The following is a 21,560-nucleotide window of genomic DNA, read 5'->3' on the forward strand; positions in this document are numbered from 1 at the left end:
GCAAAGGCAATGTATGGAAGATTATTTGCTGTATAATAAGCTTGCACCGTTCGTGAAAAATGATGGAATCCCGTTTATCGTGTAGAATAGAAGGAACATAATACCCAAAGTGACGTGTGAGGGGGAACTACCGTGGCAAAGTTTACATTCGACAAGGAAATCAGCTATTTCAAAACGGACGCTTCGACCAGGAGTACGATGAAACTGCTGAATAGTATCTTGGTGGCGATGTTGTTGTTTTTGGCTGTCATCTTTTATATCCTGTTGCACCTGGATGTCAACCAGTCCCCGGCCGTTTCCGACATCATCATTTTGCCGGAAGGCGGCATAGAGCGGCCGTTGAAGGCAGCGGAACTGTTGGACGAAGGCTATTCTTTATCCGGGAAAGTCCTGATCACGCCATATGATCCCGAAGAGATGCAACTCTCCGGTGAGCCGATCTTTCAGGATGAGGACATCCTGCCGGAATACAGGGCAACCAGCACCTGGACAAATGCCGTCAATTCGGTGGCCATGATGGAGGAATACGGATATAAAACCGCCATCGTCGTCTCCAGCGATTACCATATGAACCGGGTGAAATTCAGCTATGATAAGGCGGCCGCCGGGAAGGGCATCACCTTCACCTACGTTTCCGCCGGCGGTCCTGAGGGGAAACCCTGGATAGAAACCGAAACAGGACGCTATTTGGCAGTCCGTGAAATATTCAAAACATTGGGCTATTGGTTCGGCCTGTATCACTTCATCGATCTATAGGATGGCGCCCTTTCGCAGGGCGTCTTTTTTGCGCAAATCTGACTATTTTGAAGACAAATATGCTCCCTGAGTAACATTTGGATAAACTTTTGGAATCTTTGTTTGCTTGACGCCTATTTTTAGAAGAAAGGCCGCGATGGTGCTATAATTCCGGTATAGGAGGCGTTTAAAATGCTCGTAGAAATTGTTGTGGAAAATTTTTTTTCCTTCCTGGATGAAGCCACTTTTTCGATGGTGGCCAGCCCGATTGCGGAACATCCGGAATCGGTTTTCGGGAAGGACAATCTTGCGGTCACTAAATTGGCGACGATCTACGGAGCGAACGCCAGCGGGAAAAGTAATTTATTGAAAGCCATGAAGCTGGTCCAGGAAGGCATCCTACTTCAGAACGGTACGGCAAAGGAGTGGATCGGCAAAATCGAACCCTTCCATCTGGATGCCCGCAAGGAAAAGGAAGACACCCTGTTGGAGGTGAGCTTTCTGTTGTCCGGGAAAATCTACCGCTACGGCTTTTTTGTCAATCGGGAGCGGGTTACGGAAGAGTTCCTGTATGGGGAAGGGGAGGAAGAAAAGGATTTTTTCATCCGCAATCAAGACGGCGAAATCATCGGTGGGGAATGGACAGCTCTCTTCAAGGACATCCCTTTGGAAGCCAACCGTTTGGCCTTGTCCTCGCTCCTGCACAGCCCGTTGACGGCTGTGCACCCGGTATTGCAATCGTTTTTGAAGTGGTTCACGGATATGCGCATCATTTTGGATACTTCCAAAATCGGTCTGTCGCCTTCGATAGCGAGGATGCATCTGGAGAAATACAGGCACAATCTGTTGACGTTGGTGCAGGTGGCAGATCCTTCGATACAGGATATCGTCGTGCATGAAATCAACCATCCGAGTACCGGAAAAATCGAAGTGGCTTTCTTTGTGGTGAAAATGAGGCGGAATGAAGAAGGCGAAGCGGAAGCGTACTGCGAAAGGTTCCGCTTCCAGGACACGGAATCCGCCGGGACGGTAAAATTGTTGTCCCTGGCCGGACCCATCATCGAGGCGCTGGAAAAAGGCGGGCTGTTGATGGTGGACGAGATGGATACGCAATTCCATACACTGATGACAAGATATGTCCTGGAGCTTTTTTCTGGCCATTACAATGATAAAGGGGCACAGCTGGTCTATTCGACGCATGACATCACCAACCTGTCCAGCAGTCTGTTCCGGCGCGATCAGGTCTGGTTCGTGGAAAAGGATTCCTACAGCGCGAGTCATTTGACTTCGTTGGTCGAATATCGTTTCGATGATGAAGAACGGAAGAACAGTTTTGAATTTTTCCGCAATTATTTGAACGGAAAATACGGGGCCATCCCCTTTGTCCGTCCGGTAGATTGGTGGGTCGACGATGAACAATAGGCGAAGAGAACATAAGCGCAAAATGGATTTCCGGCGGCCAATCGGAACGAGGCGGCCGGAGAAGACATTCCTCATTCTGTGCGAAGGGACGAAGACGGAACCGAATTATTTCCGCAGTTTCCATGTCATTTCCGCTCAGGTAGAAATAGTGGGGACGGGCATGAACACAATGTCCCTGATCAACTATGCGCGGGATATCGTGGAGGACCGCCCGGATGAATACGACGAAATTTGGCTGGTGTTCGACAAGGATTCCTTTTCCCGGGACAGCTTCAATGAAGCGGTCTATTTCTGCGAAACGCATCATCGCGAAGGCTACCGTGCCGCCTACAGCAACGAGTCGTTCGAACTTTGGTATTTGCTGCATTTCGAGTTGGTCCGGAAAGCTGTTTCCCGTTTCCATTACCCGGATATGCTGTCGCGGCGGCTGGGATTCTTCTACAAGAAGAATAATCCGCATATGTACGAAATCTTGAAATCCCGTCAGCCGAATGCAATCGCAAATGCTAAGCAACTATACAAGGGACGTTCCCCTTCGCCGGCCCGGGACAACCCTTCGACGACCGTTTTTATGCTGGTGGAGGAACTGAATAAACATTTGCGAAAATAATTTGAAAATAAAAAAAGTTTCTAAAATGGTGTGCGTATATTACCCATGTAAGTACTATTCAAGCAGGGCAGACTTATAGAAAAGACATCATTGGATGGAAAAGAGGAATATCATGTTTACGACATCATTTTTGGGTATGGACTTCATGGAAGACGGAAAAGGCGTTGTCCTTCATTTTGTTGAAGGAGAGGGGATTGCAGAGGATTATTTTTTCCGGACTGAGGAAGAGGCAACTGCGTTCTATACAGCTTGCCAAAGGCTTTGCGAAGAACTGAAAGAGGAACCGGTCGAAACGCAGACAGCCATTTTTCAAGAATTCCTGGACCTGAATATCGGGGAATTCCATTATAACCGCAGATTCTATTGATCCGCGAGAGCTATGAATAACCGGTCAACACAACGCTGCTGAAAAAACCCGTCATGCATTTGGCTGCATAACGGGCTTTTCGAAATGTTTCACGCATTAAAAAAGTTGGCTAGCTTCACGGGTTAGCCCTTCGGAAAAGGGATGAAGGAACCTCTTGTCATCTTTGATGACTTAGAAACATGATACAACTGACCGGTACGGTCACGTTGATTCCTTTATTTTTGGAAGTCTCTCAGCAATTGCGCTCTACGATGCTCATTTGAATGGTAGTCTTAGGAATTCATTCCTTAGACTACCAGTACAAGGCGACTGCAAGGAGCGTTGCTACCGGCCAGATTTCCTAAATTGTCATGGCTCTTGCGATTTCAATCGCTTAATCCTGTTATCAGACTATCCAAAATGCCTCGCAGTGAGGCCCTCTGATGTCGCATTGTGACGAATGAAGGAACCTCTTGAATCTTACGATTCAAGACATACAGTTCGACTAAGCGATTGAAATCGCTAGTCTCTCAGCAACTTGACCGTTCAGGTCACAGTGTTTCCTCACTCAGGGCTGAACGAACCCGTTCAGCTTTTCTTGCGGAACGTTTTATGGAAATAGGTGCCGGAAGTGGCGGCAAAAACGCTGCAGATCAGATAGAAGAGTGCATACATGAAGGGCGACAGGGTAATCATTCCGCCCGTGGCATCGTCCATGCGCGTCGGCAATGGGTAGACCAGGCTACTCAACAGGAATAGGGCGGGCTGGAGCAACAGATAGTAGCCGGAAAAACCGTTGCGGTAGGTGTAGAACGCTGTCACCACGATGGCTGCCAACGGGAAGATCATCGTCCATAATGTTAAGGTTGCGGTTGCACCGTCCTCCATCAAAAAAGGAATAGCCGGCACAACCAGGTGCAGGACCGCAAAGAAAAGCAGATAGTATGTCAGTGGTTTTATTTTTTGCATGGGAATTTCCTTTCGCATTTGGAATCATTCTTATTATACCAGAATAATTTCGGCAAGAAACAGCGAAACGGACAGGGAGCGCAACATCAGCTGCGCTCCCTGTCCGTTTTCTCATTTGCTAGGAATTATAAAATTTTTTAATATAAAGAGCGCATCACTGAAGGTTTTTTAAAGGTTCCCAATCTGTTTCGCGCCATCACATGATGTCTAGCGGTCCAAGACTGCCTCTCGGAAGGAAGATGTAGGGTCCTCTTGGCTCTAACGAGCCAAGACATACTGTTCGACTAACCTGCTGACGCAGGAAGTCTCTCAGCAATTGCGCGGTATGCTCATTCAGGGCCAGATTTCCTAAATTGTCATGACTCTTGCGATTTCAATCGCTTAGTCCTGTCATCAGACTATCAAAAATACCTCGCAGTGAGGCCCTCTGATGTCGTACTGTGACATCAGAGTACTTGACCGTCAAGGTCACAGTGTTTCCTTATTCGAGGCAGAGCGGGCTTGGACCGCTTTTCCCATTTTATAATTTCTTCACTTTCAGCAGCTGTCCGATAACGATGACATCCGACTGAGTCTGGTTCCATTGCTTCAGGGCGTTGATCGTTGTGCCATGCTTGCGGGCCAACGACCAGAGGGTGTCGCCTTTGACGACACGGTGCAGGAGATAGGTTCCGGTCTGCCGAGAGGCGGTAGCAGGGAGAGCTGAAAAGCCAGATTCCACATCTTTCTTGAATTGGGCAAGCGAGATGCCCCAGCCGGCAAGGTAGCCATCCGGATCGGTGTGGGTGGTGCCGCCGATGTTTTTGGACACCCACGAATGGGTCTTGATGCCCAAGTCATGTACGGAAGCGCCGGTATTCAATGTGCAAGGGATGTCTGCCTCACTGGCCAATTGCTGCAGCAGCCAGACATAGGCCAGGTAATCCTTCGCGAAGGTCTCTTTCTTGTTTGTGCGGGCCAGCTCCACTTGGGCGTAGGCATAGCCGTTCGCCTTCGGTCCGACTCCCCATTGAACTTTCCCGGTCTGGGCGATTTGGACGATCCGGCCGCCGCCACCGACCCAATGGGAGACGAAGGCATTTTGCCAGTTCCTTTGCATGTAGCTGATTTCATTTTCCAGGCTGTTCTCCCCGACGTTGTTCGGGTTTCCGGATTCATGGGCGATGATCAGATTGCCGGCGCTCAGCTGATTTTGGTGGATGGCAAAGATTCTTTGTTCGATAGTGTAGGCCATATTTTTCCTCCTATGTGTAAAAAAATACCGCCCGGGATCACGCCCGAGCGGCTGCTTTTCGTTGATGAAATCTTAATCGTTAGGGTCTTTTATTTGGCGTCCGTGATGACGTCTGTGATCGTACGTTCTACATAGCGTGCGCTGTTCACTGCCGCATAAGGATTCACGCCTTTCACTTCAAAAACGTTCAAGCCGATGATGGATGCCATTGCGGGCTGCAGTTCAGCGGCCGTCAAACCGCTCTTTGGATTTTTAACGGATAGGCTGCGTGTCTTCCCGTCGGCTGTACCGAATTTCAATTCTAATGTCACTGTCGTATTCATTGTTTTTCCTCCTATGATTCATCTGTTTTGGGATATAAAGGGACTGGGTTACGGTTCGTTTGACTATTGCGATTAGGCGATGCTGTAGCGGTTCTTTTCGACCACGACGGCGTAGGCTGCAGGCATGTCGACCAAACCGGCCACCGCTGTCTGGAATGTTTGCACTTGCTCAGGGGTGATGTCCGCTTTCAGGTTCGAGAACGACTGTTTGACTTCCTTTTCGTTCTCAAAATCATTGAAATATAACTCGATGTTTCCTTCTTCGTATTGCTTAACCATTTGGCATTCCTCCGTTTTCTTGTTTTGTAAGTGTCATGACTGCTTACACCTATAACGACGGACAGAATCGAAAAAGTGTAACCTTATTTTTTGCTTAACTCCAAAAATTCGTTGGCCTTTGCTTGGATCTGGCTGCGCCATTTGGATACGGTTTTTCTGGAGAATCCGTGTTTTTTTGCGATTTCCGTGACGTTCAGGCCGTAAATATAGGAGTCGTGCAGATAGATGTTTTCTTGTGGGCTCAGGCGTTTTGACAGTTTCCGGTATAGATCTTCCGTTTCCAGAATAGCCTCGAAGGTTTCCGCTCCCGGCAGGTTCATGATCAGTTCGTCGGTAACAATCGCTTCGTTTTCCCCTTTTTTGCTGGATTTTCTGATTTCGTCCAGATACACCCATAGTATTTTCCGGCCGGCATAACTGACATAGCTATACCGATTATCCTCCAGAAGCGGATCGCCTTCGCAGGTTTCGTAGGTATCGATCAAAGTCATCAGCCCCAACTGGAAAAAATCATCATAGTCGCTGCGGGCAGGGTAAAGGTTTATTTTGTTCAGGCAATGCTTGACGACGCCGGCATATTGTCCGATAAGCAGTTCTGCAATTTCATCCGTACATGTTCTCTTTTTCATTTTGGTTTGCCTCCGCTAGGTTAGTGGGTAGCCGGATGCAAGGTCGGGTGACCCTGTGCATGCTCATCACGGCTTGGCAAGCTTGCTGAATGCTATGTTAGATGAAATGCAGGAAAATCGTCAAAATGACAAATATGATTAAAAATAAGACAAATAATGATAAAGTTAGTATTCTGTTAGTAATTAAATAAATATTGCTTAATTATTGGCTGTTTTAGATGAAATTATTTGTTAAATGGTGTATATTTTTTTTGGAAAATAAAAAATGGAGGTAGAGGTATTTTATGGGGGGAAACAGAAAGGCAGAAGAATGGCCGCAAAATGATAGAATTGGACAGAGTGTTTTTTTGGATTTGCTGGCCAGTGAGGATGAAGTGCACGGCTTCCCTGCAAACGGGCAAGCTGATTGCGCAACCATAGAAATTTTTCTTGAAACGCTGCGTCAGACGTTGAAGGAGGTAAGACGAGAAAGGCCGCAAGGCCATAAAAAAGCTGCGATATTTCAGATAGAACACCAGCGGGACCGTCTGCAGCTGTATCTGGATGATGCGCTGGAGATAGACAACTTTATCGTGGACGAGACTATTTTGTATGTCCTTTGTCTGGAAAAAGAAACGGTACGGACGCACTTCCGCACGCTAGTCTTTTTTACGGATGGCCGGATCATCAAAACACGTGAAAGCAGCAATAAAGTGATGCATGCCTTGTTTAAGGTGGTTGGCTTCAGCTATGATTTCGTCCGGAATGCATCGATCTTGGTCAGCGGTAAGGAAACGCATTGTATGCCTTACATATTAGGGAAACATTGTTATTTGCCGTTAAGTGGTCCGACGCGCAAGAATGTTTCCTGGATAAATTTGTCGGCCATCGTGAGTTATCAGCCGTTGAAAGGCGAAAAGGGTGTGGAGGTGCATTGCTGCAAGCAACATACAATCAAGATTCCGGTACGCTATTCCTACTTCAACGAAAAAATTACGCAGTCCTGCCAAATCTATTACCGGCAGGACTATCTCATCCGGCATTTTATGCGGCAATTCAATTACGTTGGCGCGACAAAGAAATCGAATAATGAAAGAGGGGTGCTGGAAAATGGCTTCCATTTGCAGTTGGGGCATCATCAAAAGCTGTCGTTGCAGGATCATCTCCGTATTTTTCAGGTGTCCTTCGCGGAATCGGCTTTACGGCATCCCGCCCTTAAGGATAATCCGGTGGCGGATGAAGCCGTGCAGCTGTTGAAAGAAAATTTGTATAAAGAGCTGCCGTATCTGACCTTTCAAGCATGAATCCGTAAGAATCAGCCAGCTGGAATTTAGTCTTTCAAATAACACTAAAGAAAACTATCTGAAAAGGAATGGCTTTTGTTTGTCATTTGTTGGCAACTGCATTAAAATGAAAACGAATACAGTTAGGCGGTTTTGATTAGGAGGGGATTTATCGTGGATAAAAGAATCGATGGAACATTTGTTAATCAGGAATTGGTCATTGAGGAAATCAATCACCTGATAAAGGAAGAAGGCTACGCACCGGAGCAACTGTTGGTCCTCACCCGGAAAGCCAAGAACGATTTCATCACAACGGAAACGGGTGTGCAGGTGGTCTTGACTGGGGAAGACCATGACGATGATTCGCTCTGGGACAAAATAGTAAATTTCTTTACAGTCGATATGGACGAAGAAGAGGAAGAGAAAATTTTTGAAAGTTACGGGATCGACGAAGATACGTATGAACGCTTCGAAGACGCAATGGAAAACGGGGAACTGCTGCTATTGATCGACGACGCAGCGCCGGTGAACGAGGAACATGCCGACTTTTTGGTGCGGGATGGCATCCTTCCTGATGAACATGCCGAAGAAAAGAAAGCTATGGCAACCCAACCGGATTGGGCCGCCGACGATACGGCCAAAGGCGATATGCCGACGCATGCCATCGAGGCAGAAAAAGAATCCCAAGCTGTTGCTGCAGGCATGACGGAAAGCCAGGCTGATATGAAAGAAGCTGAGCCAGTTGCTCATGAGGAAATGAATGAAATGGTTGTGCGTGAAGAGTACGAAGTTGCCGAAATACCAAAAGAAAAAACGGCAACCGTTTCCGGAGAAAGTGAAAAACAACCCGATCTGAAAGATATCGTCACGGATCAGCCGATAAAAACGGCAGCTGTTGCAGGCGACCCGACGATGGCCGAGGATAACCATGAGATGGCTGATATGCAATTTGATAAAGAAGAATCACTTCCGGAACTGGATGAAACGGATGGACAGTACTCCAAAGATCCGTTCGGCGGCGAAACCGTTGCGGCGGAAGAAGGCGAAGATGCCGATGATATCCCACCGGTCTATGAAAATCCGGACAAAAAAAGACCGGCGCTATAGAAAAGTTTTTAATTGAATAGGTGTCAGAGCAGCGGAACGACAATCCGCTGCTCTTTTTTGGTTAAGTTAAATAAGGTTGGGAGCGAGTAGCAGCTTAAAAGCATATTACCGGCGAGCGAGGCTTCGCCGGGGATTCCGGAATCTTTTGGTTGGTGTCTCCCGGCGATGATAACCTCATCGCGAATCTCACTGTTTCTAAAAGGCATATTACCGGCGAGCAAGGCTTCACCGGGGATTCCGGTATCATTTGTTTGGAGAATCCCGATGGAACGAACCTTTTCCGTTTCCTAACAATTAATCGTAAACGTGTTCTGAATCCCAAGTAAAAATTGCATCAATTGTCTTGGTATAAAAATTGCGAAAGACCTCAAACGCCGCACTCTCTTATTTTCGAACGTATGTTTTGTTTCTTTGCCGGATTATTGTATAATGGGGAGGCAGAATATTGCTGGAGGTGGAACGGATGAGTGAAATGGAACAGGATACAGAAAAAATTCCGGTTGTGACGAAGATAGTCGTTCAGAAGAAACGGAAAGACCGTTTTAATATATATGTGGATGGGGAATATTCGTTTCCCATCTCAGAGGCTGTTCTGATTAAAGTCGGATTGTACAAAGGGATGCAGCTTACGAAAGAACGCAGCCTTGAAATCGAAAGAGAAAACTATGATTATATGGCTTATACAACGGCCGTCAACTATTTATCCTACAGTCTGCGCAGCGAGGCGGAGGTGCGCAAAAAGCTGATTGACGAAGAAATTTCCGAGGATGCCATCGAACGCGCCCTCACGCGGCTGAAGGAACAGAATTACGTCAACGACCGGATCTATGGCGAAAGCTATACCCGCACAGCAGCGAATCTGAACCGAAAAGGGCCGCAGCTCATCGCCAATGAACTGAAGACAAAAGGGCTGTCGCCCGAGACGATAAGCCTTGTGTTGAAGGAGTACCCGTTGGAGCAGCAAATCGAAAACGGCATAGCGATTGCGGAAAAGATGATGCGCAAACAGAGCCGGGTCTCTTCCCGCGAAGCGAGCAACAAACTGCGTGCCCACCTGCAGCAGAAAGGCTATCTTGCCGATACGATCCCCGCCATCCTAGAGGAGATCGAAACGGTGAAGGAAGAGGATGACGAAATGTCCGCTTTGCGTCTGCAAGGGGATAAATTGTGGCATAAACAAGAAAGAAAACACAAAGGCAAAGATTTGATCCAGAAGGTGAAAGCCGGATTGTTCCAAAAAGGCTATTCCGGGGATATGATCTCCGCCTATATACAAGAAAAAGAACAGGAAATGGAATAACAATGACAAAGAACACAAACGATACAAAAACGATATACGCCATCGAGATGTGGCCGATAGAAAAGATCAAGGCTTTCCGGAAAGCGCTCCTGGATTGGTACGACAAAGAAAAACGCGATTTGCCGTGGCGCCGGACGAATGATCCCTACTGCATCTGGGTCTCTGAAATTATGCTGCAGCAAACGCGGGTAGATACGGTCATCCCGTATTACTATAACTTCCTGAACAAATTCCCGGACATCGCCAGCCTGGCAACTGCCCATGAGGATGTGCTCCTGAAAGCCTGGGAAGGGCTCGGCTACTATTCCCGCGTCAAAAACATGCAGAAGGCAGCCCAACAAATAGTGGCGGACTACAACGGCGTCTTCCCGGAGGATCCGAAAGAGATCGCGAAATTGAAGGGCATCGGGCCGTACACTGCGGGGGCGGTTTCCAGCATCGCCTTCCAGCTGCCGGAACCGGCCGTCGACGGAAACGTCATGCGGGTCATGAGCCGGCTGTTCGAAATCGATGCGGACATCGCGAAACCGGCCAGCCGAAAAATATTTGAAGAAATCGTGCGCGAGCTGATCGATCCGGACCGCCCGGGCGATTTCAATCAGGCTTTGATGGATTTGGGCTCCAGCATCTGCACACCGCTTAACCCAAGGCCGGAAATAAGCCCGATCAAAGCATTCAATGCCGCTTATCAGCATGGCACGATGCACCTGTATCCGGTCAAAAGCAAGGCCAAGAAACCCGTGCCGATGAACCTGCAGGGAATCATCCTGCAGAACAAAGACAAGGAATTCCTTCTGGAAAAGCGGCCCAAGACCGGTCTGCTGGCGGATTTTTGGACCTTTCCGCTGCTTCAGGTGGAGCCGGTCGTGACGGACAGAGAAAACAAGATAGTCGTTCAAACGGAATTGCTTGTGGCGGAAGCTTACCCGACAGAGGAAGTCCACGATAAGAATCCGGAAATCGCCTTTTCCCAAATCGAGGAAGCCTTGACGGCGGCCGTTGCAGCGAAGTATCAGCTGCATCCGATTTGGCTGAAGGCTGAGACCGGTTCGGTCAATCATGTCTTCAGCCACATCAAGTGGCATATAACCGGCTACTACGGCAGGGTTTTGGATGCAGGAAACGGCACTTTGCCGGAGAACTGCAAATGGGTAAGCGAACATGATTTTCCAGCTTACGCCTTTCCGGTCCCACAGCAAAAAATGTGGCAACAATTCCAGCAGAATACCCGAAAAGAATTTAACCTGTAGCAGTCTAAAGTATCGCTTTCTTTTTCCATTCTATGCTATACTATTCAGTGAACTGAAAGTTGAGAGTCGTTGCAAGGAATGGTCCTGAAAAACGACTCAAATAGATGTAGAAAGTTGGGCACCGTGATGCATAATCCTCGTGAGGGAGAATTCATCACCATAAAGAGTTATAAGCATGACGGCAGCCTGCATCGAACCTGGCGTGACACCATGGTATTAAAAACAAGTGACCAATCTATAATCGGTTGTAATGATCACACCTTAGTAACGGAAGCTGACGGACGTCGCTGGGTTACCAGGGAACCGGCGTTGTTATACTATCATAAGCATTATTGGTTTAACATTGTCACGATGATCCGCCAAAAAGGTGTATCTTATTATTGCAATTTGGCCTCGCCTTATGCGATTGACCAAGAGGCTTTGAAATACATCGATTATGACTTGGACATAAAAGTTTTTCCGGATGGTGAAAAACGTTTGCTAGATGTAGATGAGTATGAATTGCATCGCAATCGCATGAATTACCCAAAAGATATCGACCATATTTTGAAAGAAAACGTTAAGATTCTGGTAAGCTGGATCAACGAAGAAAAAGGTCCCTTCTCCAAGGAGTACGTTGACTTATGGTATGAAAGATACTGTCAGCTGTCGCACAATCAGCAAAACTCGTGATGAATTTTACAAAAATAAAATCAGTTAACTTTAAAAGTGACTGATTTTTTTTGTTGGGAAATGTGGACAATTCCTTAATTTTCTAAAAAAATCGTGCAATCGGACAACAGTTATATTAAGATAAATATAGTTAAATTATTGAAAAGTAAATATATCAAACATTTTTAGACGATGGAGGAGATTCTTTGAAAAAAAAGGAAGTTTTGATTGTTACCCTAATGGGGATCGTGACGATTGCCATCATCCTTTTTGGGTATAAATATTCTGCCGATAGAAAAGAGCAACTACTGCTTGAGGGCGCACAAAAGAACGAACAACCGGCAGTACAAAGCTCCGCTGAGATGGACACATCCGAAGCGGAGAAAGCCGCAGCGCTGGAAAAAACATTGCAGACCTTTGCCGAGAACAGGGGCGCCGCTTCTGTAGTCGATTATCTGCAGTATATCCAATACCACAATAAACAAATCAATGTTGCCTTTTTTGGGGATATAGCCGAAGAAGCTTCATGGGCCAAAACGGCAATGACGGATATCCAATCGGCGTACGCACTTACCATGAATCTCTCTTATTTCAGTCATTCTGGAGAAAGTAGCGCAGTTTATCTGAACGGCGGCTATTCGCAACCAGTAGCGGCAAGCAATGCGGATGTCATTTTTTATGTTTTGCCGACAAAGGCCGATCAGACAGCCGATATCGCTCGGGCGCAATCCACCGAAAATATTTTCAAAGTGTATGATGAAATCAAAGCGGCATCGCCGAATGCGTTGATTGTGTTGGTGACGCCACCTCCGGCGGAAGCAAAAATGAATGTTTTGAATTCCAGATCACTGGATTACCGGGATTATGCCACCAGCTTGGCCGAAGCAAATCAGACGTACAATGTGCCGTTTTATGATCTGCATGCGGACACATTGCAGGAATTGGAAAATACAGGAGCGGCAGTATCGACCATTATGGATGAAGCCAAACTTGGTTTGAATGAATCGGGGGCCACCTTATTCGGAACGGTCTTTGAAAAGAACTTGAAGACAAAAACGGTGAATACGACGTCAGGCCTGTATGTGGAAGGCGAAAAACCGGCAATGGAATCCATCATTAAAGAAACGGTTGAAGAAAACACGGTTACGCAAGAGCCAGTATACGTGGAGCCGGTTTATGAAGCGCCTGCATCTTCCTCTGAATCAGTCTATGAGGCGCCGACAATAACTGCTCCAGCTCAGGATACGACAACATACGATACAACCGCAACGGATTCAACAACAGGAACATCAGGGACAACAACAGGGACAACAACAGGAACAACAACGCAAGCAACCACCGTTGTGGAATAAGCTGATGCCTTTTTGGCAGGGAAAGCAGCAATCCTCATCTGGAAATCGAATAGTCTAAAAAAGGACGGGGCTGGGACAAAAGTCCTAGCCTCGTTCGCATTTCCTAACAATTAATCGTAAACGTGTTCTGAATTGCAGACACCACTCCCGTTTCGAAACGGGCTTTCGTCCACAAAAGAGGTGAACGAAAAGCCAGTTTCTCCAACGTCCGGGTGTCTAAACACAATTCATCACACTCTGTTTAAACGTGTTCCAAAAAGCAGACCTGAAGTCACTTCACGAATAATGCTCAGACGGTCTGCGACCATCCTCCGCTTATTCGCTCCAGTTATTCGGGTCTATACGCTTTTTATCTCACTCTCGTTTTTTCTCAATTATGAGGAGAAATTATTATTCGAAAGTACAACACTAAATCGCCTGTTTCACAAACTTTAGTTTGTTTAACATCGCAACTATTAACTCTGCATTTCGGGGAAGGCATTTTCTTAAATACTGGCTAATCCCAGTGAAATAAAGTATAATAAGACTATAGAAATCTGTTGTAAGCGTTTTTCGTCAAGTGTGGTACTTGCTGTTTAAAAGGAGTGTTTTCACAAGTGGGTAGGCAACTTTGAAATTCAGAGTTCAATGATCGTTATGGAGACGCGTTTCAATGCAAAGAGAGATTTCTTGGAGGTAGTGTCATGTACATACAAGTTGATGAACGGAAACGGACTGACGTTCTATCGACTAAATATTATCAATATAACATAGATAATTTAGAGGATAGACCAGAACAGATTGTTGCGTCATCCGTTTTTGATAAGAAGTATTCTTTTGATGGAACATTAGGGGCAAACTATTCACCAACACGGACCATACTGCGGGTATGGGCTCCTACAGCAGAAAGTGTTGATGTGATATTGTATGATGGCCTTTACGATGATAGAAATGAAAGATACGCCATGGAAAAAGGCGAAAGAGGGACTCACGAACTTCTTTTAATGGGAGATTATGCGGGCAAAGCCTATAAATACGCCATTACCTTCCCGAATGGGGATGCCGTTGAGACTGTGGATCCCTACAGTTATGCGACGACTGTCAATGGTGAACGCTCCGTAATTTTGGATTATGCCAATACCAATCCGGAAAATTGGGGCAAACGATTAGATCCGATTACTTCTCCTGTCGATGCTATTATTTATGAATTACATATTCGTGACTTCACGATTTCTCCAGACAGTGGCACCAAAAACAAAGGCAAATTCCTCGGCGTGATTGAAGCAGGCACAGCCTCTCCGGATGGAAGGACGACCGGCTTGGATTATCTGAAGGAATTGGGTGTTACACATGTTCAGATTTTGCCGATGGCAGATTTTTTCACAGTAGATGAAAAGAATCCTTCAAAGACATATAATTGGGGCTATGATCCACAAAACTTCAACGTGCCTGAGGGATCATACGCGACGGATCCCTATCAACCGGAAGTTCGCATACTGGAAATGAAAGAGATGATTCAGGGACTTCACGACGCAGGAATCCGTGTCATCATGGATGTCGTTTACAACCATGTCTATTTGCCGAAAGTGCACCCGTTGGAAAAAACGGTCCCTGGCTATTACTTCCGCCGTTATGCAGACGGTACGCTGTCGAATGGGACCGGTGTCGGGAACGATACGGCATCGGAACGCTACATGATGCGCAAATATATCGTCGACAGTATTACCTATTGGGCCAAGAACTTCAACTTGGATGGTTTCCGTTTTGATTTGATGGGAATCCATGATGTGGATACGATGAACGTCATTCGTGCGGCTTTGGATGAAATCGATCCATCCATAATCATGTTGGGAGAGGGCTGGAACCTCAACACGAATTTGGCTCCGTCTGAAAAAGCTATCCAACAGAATGCGGATCGCATGCAGGGCATCGCACAATTCAATGATGCTTTGCGGGAAGCTGTAAAGGGATCGGATTTCGACTTTGGCAACGACACGGGGTTCATTACAGGGAAACCGTTTATGGAAGGATGGGTTGCGACGAATTTGCAGGGTGGAGCCTATTATCCCGCAAATCGCGCCAGCTATACCGATCCTGCTCAGATGGTGCAATATGTGGAAGCGCATGACAACCTAACCTTATATGACAAATTGCTCAACTCCATGCCCTGGGATGATGAAGAAACCCGCGAAAGACGCCACCTGTTGGCAAGCAGCCTGGTGCTGTTGAGTCAAGGCGTACCTTTTATCCATGCCGGCCAAGAATATATGCGGACGAAACATGGGGTGGAAAACAGCTACAACGCTCCGGATGAAATCAACCGGATGGACTGGAAACGACGCGATGAAAATGGAGCTGCGGTGGACTACCTAAAAGGGCTGATCCAGTTAAGAAAATCAGAACCGTTGTTCCGTTTGAAATCGATAGCAGAAATCAAACAGCACATGAATATTTTGAAGGCCGAATATCAGATTGTCGTATACCAACTGGAAGATGAATCTGCCCTCTACTATGTCGTATTCAACGGCCAAGGAAACGCCATCGATTTCGATGTGGAGTCCGGCGACTATTTCGAGCTCATCCACGATTGCAAGAACTATATGGATGCCCCCCAAACTCTGGAGAAATTATCTAAGGTGCATGTCGAAAGACTTTCCACAACCGTAATCGTAAAACTGAAATGAAAACTGTAAAGCAGCTGTCGCTACAAAGGCCCAGCTGTTTTTTTTGCTGGAAGGGACAATCCGATGATTCTTGCGGTCGCATATCTTTCCGTAATTTAGTACAATAGAAGAGATACAGGAAAACGGAAAATGATGGGATGGGTGGTTTTCGGATGATCAAAATGATAGCAATCGATATTGACGGCACACTGGTGAACGGCGAAAAAGTGATGACGGAACGGGTGAAAGGCACAATCAAAGAAGCGATGCGACGTGGCATCAAAATCGTTCTCTGCACCGGCCGTCCGCCTGCGGGCATCAAGCCTTACGCGGATGAATTGGGATTTGAAACAGGGGAAGATTACATCATTGCACAAAATGGAGCCTATATTATCCGGACAGACACAAAAGAAGTGGTCTATAAAAAAACACTGAGCTTGCCTGAAGTGCAGGAATTATATGAATTTGGGAAAGGCTTTGCGGCTGGGACGCTGTTGGTGACGGAATTCCATTACTACAGCTTGGAAGATGAAATCACGGAGCCCATGTGGGAGGATGCCAAACTCGTCAACATGGAAATCACTATTTTGGACCCTAAAGAGATGACCGAAGAGATGAATTTTATGAAAATCCTTTATATCGGTGAGGAAAGTGATGTCGATGTCATCGAGTCGGCAGTGCCGGACCGCATCCGTGATAACTATTACGTTGTGCGCAGCCAAAAATATTTGGTGGAAGTCATGGCCAAGGATACAAATAAGGGAATCGCATTGACGAAGTTGGCTGAACGATTGGGTATTCCGATCGAAGAAGTCATGGCTTTGGGTGACGGCGAAAATGATTATGAAATGATCCAAGCGGCCGGATTGGGTGTCGTGATGTCGAATGGGACCGACAACTTGAAAAGCATCGCGAACGAAATCACCTTATCCAATGAAGAGGACGGGGTAGCCCATGCCATCGAAAAATGGGCGTTCACAGAATAACGCGAAAATTAAAACAGGGTTACAGAAATCGACTTGATTTCTGTAACCCTGTTTTGTGCCTAGCTAGGAAGTAATAAATTTTTTTGATATAAAAAAGCATCATTACAAGTTTTTCACAGATTGCTAATTTGTTTCATGCATTTAAAATTTGTCCAGCTTCACGGGTTAGCCTTTCGGAAAAGGGATGAAGGAACCTCTTGTCTCTGCGAGCCAAGACATACTGTTCCACTAAGCAATTGAAATTGCTAGTCTCTCAGCAACTTGACCGCTTTTTGGTCACAGTGTTTCCTTAATCAGGGCTGAATGAACCTGTTCAGCTTTTCTTATTAATGGATGATGTCGTCGATGTTCGAAATGTTTTTCGTTTTGCTCCCGCCGTGCGCTTTGTAGCTGCGCACCAATTGGTTGAAATGAACCAAATCATCTTCGTAGGCAAGGATGGCGCTCATCAGATGGATGATGCCGTAGCTTTCCGAACTGCTGTATTTTCCGTGGTCACTCTCTTCCTGAGCCCTCTGGAAGAAGGTGTCCATCAGCTTGTGGCGTTCCGCTTTACCCGCCTCGAAGAAGTTCACTTGGCCAGGCGGGACACGACCGCTGAACTTCAGCATAATCTGTTCGTGGCCGCTCATCAACGTTTCCAGCCGCTCACGGATCATGATGCGCATCTCTTGAGGAAAATGGTAAAAGACATTTTCATAATCGTGCAGGACTTCCAGGACATGATAGGCTGATCTTGTGGTCTGGATCATTTTGCGGTAGACGACCAACGTCCTATTGTTCTCATATTTTTTCTTTTTGGAGAACAAGCCGCTCTCCGTCAAATATTGATAGAGGCTATCGATTTTTTTCAACTGCATGCGCGCCCATTTCAGATCATTGTTCATGACGGAATATTCCGTATTCTTCCTTAAACCAGCGCGGATCCAGACCAGAAACTCGGTTGTTGCATAGTCGATGGTATGGTAAAGCTTCACGTCATAGCGGGGTGGCGCAATGAAGGTGTTCACCAGAAAGGCTACGATGACGCCGACAAAGGTTTCCGCTACACGCAAGGATGCGCTCAATAGCAGGTTTGCGTCCGTGGTCATCATGATGACGATCAAGGTCACAATCGATAGACCGATCACGTCTTCCAATTTCAAAAAGTTCAGGATGGCGATCAAGAACATTGTGGCAATCCCGACAAGATAGAGGTTGCTGCCGACCGTCAAGACGACAAGGACGGCGACGAGACCGCCGATGGTATTGGCCATCAAGCGGCTTTTCAGGTTATCGAAAGACCTCCCCAATGAAGGTTGGGTCGAATAGATGGCTGAAATGCCGGCTATTACGCCTCCGCCTCCAAGTCCCAATAATTGCGAAACAAGCATCGACAAGGCAACAGCGAGACCCGTTTTAAAGGTGCGGGCACCTAATTTCATATCATTCACTCCATGTCTTTTCTATTTAAATATTAAGTGCAGATTGCATCCATCCATTGAATATATACTAATCCATCGGCGGTGTAAAGGCAAAAATATCCCGTTTCAGTCAGCAGCTCGGGGGTCGGGAGCTGATAAGCTATCATTGAGCGAATAAGTCAGCAATTTGGCCCAATAAACAAGAGTTTACGATTGCTATTTTCGTGTAATCGATATATGATGAACGTAACAAAATGTAAATTATAATGACTATCATATACAAGTATGAACAAAGAGAGGGGGAAACCCGATGAACCATTCAGTAGTGGAAGACTCTATTGAAAAAATGAAGAATGCGAACATCCGCATTACACCGCAACGGTATGCGATACTTGAATATTTGGTCGACTCAAAAATCCATCCGACTGCCGATGATATCTATAAAGCTTTGGCTGATCGTTTCCCGAATATGAGTGCGGCAACCGTCTATAATAACTTGCGGTTATTCGTCAAAATCGGATTTGTGAAGGAACTGGCGCTCGGAGATGCTTCAAGCCGTTTTGACTTCAGCAGCACCCAGCACTATCATGCCATCTGCGAGAGCTGCGGAAAGATTGTGGATTTGTACTATCCCGTTCTCGATGATGTGGAAATGGTTGCCGAAAATCTGACCGGTTTCCAAGTGACGCATCACCGCATGGAAGTCTATGGCATCTGCCCCGACTGCCAAGCGAAAGGAATCCATAAGGACAATGCACCTAGCGCAGCCGAAACGGCGGGACACCATTCCCACCATTGATCAGCTTGCCCTGCCGAGGCTGTCGGCCGTCAAACAAGCGGTCAAGGAGAGAGCCGAAAAAAGAAAGAAATAATTGAACAGCAAAACGCGCTCCCAGGAAGAAAAACTCTTCTTTCCGGGAGCGCGTTTGTTTTTGCACTTTTCTCAGTGTTCTGCGGGTTTGCTCATGGCGATGGACTTGTCGATTGTCGTTTGCACGGCTGAGATGACTGCGTTGCGAAAGCCGTGTTTTTCCAATTCTGCGACTGCTTCGATGGTCGTTCCGCCAGGCGAGCAGACCATGTCCTTCAATTCGCCGGGATGCTTGCCGGTTTCCAATACCATTTTTGCTGAACCGAGTACGGCTTGGGCAGCGAATTTGTAGGCTTGCTGACGCGGCATGCCGCCACGGACGGCACCATCCGCAAGCGATTCGATGAACATGAAGACGAGCGCAGGAGAAGAACCGCTGACGCCGGTCACGGCATCCATCAAGTATTCCGATATTAATTCGGTGCGGCCGAAGCTGTCGAAGATTGTTTTCACGTCCGTCAACTCGGCAACGCTGACCATTTCGTTTGCGCAGATGCCGGTCATGCCTTCGCCGACCAATGCCGGTGTATTCGGCATGGCGCGGACAATCTTAATTTCGCGTCCGAAGCGTTCTTGGATTTCCTCCAAGCTTTTTCCAGCTGCAATCGTCACGATGACGACATTTTCTTTAACCGCGCCTTTGATTTCTTCAATGACCGGAGCATAGATGTTGGGTTTTACCGCAAGGAAGAGGATATCTGCTTCCGCAGCAACCGCTTTGTTATCCAAAGTGGTGCGGATGGCGTATTTGTCTTTTAAGGACTGCAGGCTTTCTTCCTGAACGCTTGATGCGATGATTTGGTTAGAGGATACGAGGGCTGAACCCACTAAACCGGCGATGATGGCGCCGCCCATATTGCCGCTGCCGATAAATCCGATTGTTTTTTTCATGAATGAACACTCCTTTTGTCGTTTCGAATGAGGTTGCCTGTGTGCAACCCTATTGTTTTATATTATAGCAAGGAAATGGGAAAAGGGTGAAAAAAAAGATAGATACCTTTCATTTCACGACTCACCTAAAAATGATAAGCAGGATAGTTACAAAAAAGACTTGCACAATAAGGAATGTTTCGATAAGATGTAAAGCGTAATTATTACGATTTGCGAAAAAAGAATCATCTTGGGGTTTAAACAATCATTTTGGAGGAGAAAACATGAAAAAACAAAACTATTTCTTACGTATGGCAGCTTTGATGGGAGGAGCGGCTATGCTGTTGGGCGCATGCGGCACCAACGGCGGGGCAAGCGACGCGAGCAGTGAAGCAGTTGCCGATCAGGAAGGCGATAAACTGCAGGTCGTGACGACTTTTTATCCGATGTATGATTTCACAAAAAATGTTGCCCAAGACAAGGCGGATGTCAGTCTGCTGATTCCGGCGGGTACAGAGATTCATTCGTATGAACCGTCAACGAAGATGATCGCCGAAATTCAGGATGCAGATGTTTTCATATACAACAGCGATGAGATGGAAACCTGGGTTCCGGCTGTCTTGGATGCAATCGATACATCGGACATGGTCGTGATCAACGCGAGCGAAGGCATCGAATTGTTGGATTTCGCTGCAGAAGAGCATCCCGAAGGCGAAACGGAAGAAGAACAGGAGGGGCATGAACATGCCTTTGATCCCCATGTCTGGTTGGATCCGGTACTGGCGCAAACGGAAGTGGACAACATTCAGGCTGGTTTAGCGGAAGCGGATGCTGAAAATGCCGCATTCTATGAAGGGAACGCGGAAGCCTATAAAACTAAATTGGCTGCATTGGACCAAGCGTTTCAAGCTGCCTTCGAAGGGGCGACTAACCGCACATTCGTGACGCAACATGCCGCTTTCGCGTACTTGGCAAACCGTTATGATCTGGAACAGGTTTCCGTCTCCGGATTGACGCCGAATGCCGAGCCGAGTGCAGCTATTTTGGCCAAATTATCCGACTACGTGAAGGAACACGGAACAGAGTACATCTATTTCGAAGACAACGCGTCATCGACAACGGCTGAAACCCTGGCGAACGAAGCGGGACTGCAGTTGGCAGTCTTAAGCCCTTTGGAAGGCATAACGCAGGAAGACCAGGATGCCGGCGTCGATTACATCCAAGTGATGCACAACAATCTGGAAGCATTGAAGAAAGCGATCAAGTAGGACGCGCAAACGCAGTAATGCATTTTATCAGTAGATATAAGAGCAGCTTCC

The 21,560-nt window shown here is 46.8% G+C and carries 21 protein-coding genes; 14 read left to right on the top strand and 7 right to left on the bottom strand.

From position 1 onward, the window contains the following. Positions 1–132 precede the first annotated feature (132 nt). The 4 genes from BM101_RS04405 (at position 133) to BM101_RS04420 (ending at position 3,134) form a co-directional block, all read left to right on the top strand. Complete coding sequence (locus BM101_RS04405) at positions 133–756, top strand: YdcF family protein (RefSeq protein WP_087033658.1); 624 nt, start codon at positions 133–135, stop codon at positions 754–756. Between the two features lie 171 nt (positions 757–927). Beyond that, complete coding sequence (locus BM101_RS04410; RefSeq protein WP_087033659.1) at positions 928–2,157, top strand: AAA family ATPase; 1,230 nt, start codon at positions 928–930, stop codon at positions 2,155–2,157. After that, positions 2,147–2,767: an RloB family protein gene (locus tag BM101_RS04415; protein WP_087033660.1), complete on the top strand. Its 621-nt coding sequence runs from the start codon at positions 2,147–2,149 to the stop codon at positions 2,765–2,767. Before BM101_RS04410 ends, BM101_RS04415 begins: the two co-directional genes overlap by 11 nt. Before the next feature lie 112 nt (positions 2,768–2,879). Then, positions 2,880–3,134, top strand: a complete 255-nt coding sequence (locus BM101_RS04420; RefSeq protein ID WP_087033661.1) for a hypothetical protein — start codon at positions 2,880–2,882, stop codon at positions 3,132–3,134. Positions 3,135–3,701: 567 nt separating this feature from the next. Here the strand turns inward: BM101_RS04420 and BM101_RS04425 are convergent. From BM101_RS04425 to BM101_RS04445, 5 genes are all read right to left on the bottom strand, one after another. Next, the gene (locus BM101_RS04425) at positions 3,702–4,082 is read right to left on the bottom strand and encodes a hypothetical protein (RefSeq protein WP_087033662.1); all 381 of its coding nucleotides are present in this window, start codon (positions 4,080–4,082) and stop codon (positions 3,702–3,704) included. A gap of 520 nt (positions 4,083–4,602) precedes the next feature. Continuing rightward, entirely contained in the window at positions 4,603–5,316 is a 714-nt protein-coding gene (locus BM101_RS04430; RefSeq protein WP_087033663.1) for a LysM peptidoglycan-binding domain-containing protein, read from the bottom strand. An 89-nt stretch (positions 5,317–5,405) separates the two neighbouring features. Continuing rightward, positions 5,406–5,639, bottom strand: a complete 234-nt coding sequence (locus tag BM101_RS04435; RefSeq protein WP_087033664.1) for a DUF2922 domain-containing protein — start codon at positions 5,637–5,639, stop codon at positions 5,406–5,408. A gap of 72 nt (positions 5,640–5,711) precedes the next feature. Next, positions 5,712–5,918, bottom strand: a complete 207-nt coding sequence (locus BM101_RS04440; protein ID WP_087033665.1) for a DUF1659 domain-containing protein — start codon at positions 5,916–5,918, stop codon at positions 5,712–5,714. Positions 5,919–6,001: 83 nt separating this feature from the next. Next, positions 6,002–6,547 (bottom strand): sigma-70 family RNA polymerase sigma factor, encoded by a 546-nt coding sequence (locus tag BM101_RS04445; RefSeq protein ID WP_087033666.1) that lies wholly within the window; start codon positions 6,545–6,547, stop codon positions 6,002–6,004. Positions 6,548–6,831: 284 nt separating this feature from the next. Here BM101_RS04445 and BM101_RS04450 point away from each other — a divergent pair, with 284 nt between their 5' ends. The 8 genes from BM101_RS04450 to BM101_RS04485 all read left to right on the top strand — a co-directional run bounded on the left by BM101_RS04450 (position 6,832) and on the right by BM101_RS04485 (position 17,097). Next, positions 6,832–7,830 carry a competence protein ComK gene (locus BM101_RS04450; RefSeq protein ID WP_087033667.1) on the top strand — a complete coding sequence of 333 codons (999 nt, stop codon included), beginning with the start codon at positions 6,832–6,834 and terminating at the stop codon, positions 7,828–7,830. 153 nt (positions 7,831–7,983) lie between these two features. Beyond that, positions 7,984–8,916 carry a general stress protein gene (locus BM101_RS04455; protein ID WP_177194376.1) on the top strand — a complete coding sequence of 311 codons (933 nt, stop codon included), beginning with the start codon at positions 7,984–7,986 and terminating at the stop codon, positions 8,914–8,916. 463 nt (positions 8,917–9,379) lie between these two features. Then, positions 9,380–10,216, top strand: a complete 837-nt coding sequence (recX, locus tag BM101_RS04460; protein WP_087033669.1) for a recombination regulator RecX — start codon at positions 9,380–9,382, stop codon at positions 10,214–10,216. 2 nt (positions 10,217–10,218) lie between these two features. Further along, positions 10,219–11,466 carry an A/G-specific adenine glycosylase gene (mutY, locus tag BM101_RS04465; RefSeq protein WP_087033670.1) on the top strand — a complete coding sequence of 416 codons (1,248 nt, stop codon included), beginning with the start codon at positions 10,219–10,221 and terminating at the stop codon, positions 11,464–11,466. A gap of 126 nt (positions 11,467–11,592) precedes the next feature. Continuing rightward, positions 11,593–12,138, top strand: a complete 546-nt coding sequence (ntdP, locus tag BM101_RS04470) for a nucleoside tri-diphosphate phosphatase (protein WP_087033671.1) — start codon at positions 11,593–11,595, stop codon at positions 12,136–12,138. 185 nt (positions 12,139–12,323) lie between these two features. Then, entirely contained in the window at positions 12,324–13,469 is a 1,146-nt protein-coding gene (locus tag BM101_RS04475; protein ID WP_087033672.1) for an SGNH/GDSL hydrolase family protein, read from the top strand. A 683-nt stretch (positions 13,470–14,152) separates the two neighbouring features. Next, on the top strand, positions 14,153–16,132 hold the full coding sequence (gene pulA, locus BM101_RS04480) for a type I pullulanase (protein WP_087033673.1): 1,980 nt from the start codon (positions 14,153–14,155) through the stop codon (positions 16,130–16,132). Positions 16,133–16,284: 152 nt separating this feature from the next. Continuing rightward, entirely contained in the window at positions 16,285–17,097 is an 813-nt protein-coding gene (locus BM101_RS04485; RefSeq protein ID WP_177194377.1) for a Cof-type HAD-IIB family hydrolase, read from the top strand. A 326-nt stretch (positions 17,098–17,423) separates the two neighbouring features. On the opposite strand, the gene BM101_RS04490 is transcribed toward BM101_RS04485, so the two are convergent. Then, positions 17,424–18,521: an FUSC family protein gene (locus BM101_RS04490; RefSeq protein WP_087033675.1), complete on the bottom strand. Its 1,098-nt coding sequence runs from the start codon at positions 18,519–18,521 to the stop codon at positions 17,424–17,426. A 289-nt stretch (positions 18,522–18,810) separates the two neighbouring features. On the opposite strand from BM101_RS04490, the gene BM101_RS04495 reads away from it, so the two are divergent. Next, positions 18,811–19,299, top strand: coding sequence for a Fur family transcriptional regulator (locus tag BM101_RS04495; protein ID WP_087033676.1), 489 nt, complete (start codon positions 18,811–18,813; stop codon positions 19,297–19,299). A gap of 144 nt (positions 19,300–19,443) precedes the next feature. On the opposite strand, the gene proC is transcribed toward BM101_RS04495, so the two are convergent. Continuing rightward, entirely contained in the window at positions 19,444–20,262 is an 819-nt protein-coding gene (gene proC / locus BM101_RS04500; RefSeq protein WP_087033677.1) for a pyrroline-5-carboxylate reductase, read from the bottom strand. Positions 20,263–20,525: 263 nt separating this feature from the next. Between proC and BM101_RS04505 the strand changes: the two genes are divergently transcribed. Continuing rightward, positions 20,526–21,509: a metal ABC transporter substrate-binding protein gene (locus tag BM101_RS04505; RefSeq protein ID WP_087033678.1), complete on the top strand. Its 984-nt coding sequence runs from the start codon at positions 20,526–20,528 to the stop codon at positions 21,507–21,509. Positions 21,510–21,560: the final 51 nt, after the last annotated feature.

The sequence above is a fragment of the Trichococcus palustris genome (genome assembly GCF_900114465.1).
GTDB classification, from domain to species: domain Bacteria; phylum Bacillota; class Bacilli; order Lactobacillales; family Aerococcaceae; genus Trichococcus; species Trichococcus palustris.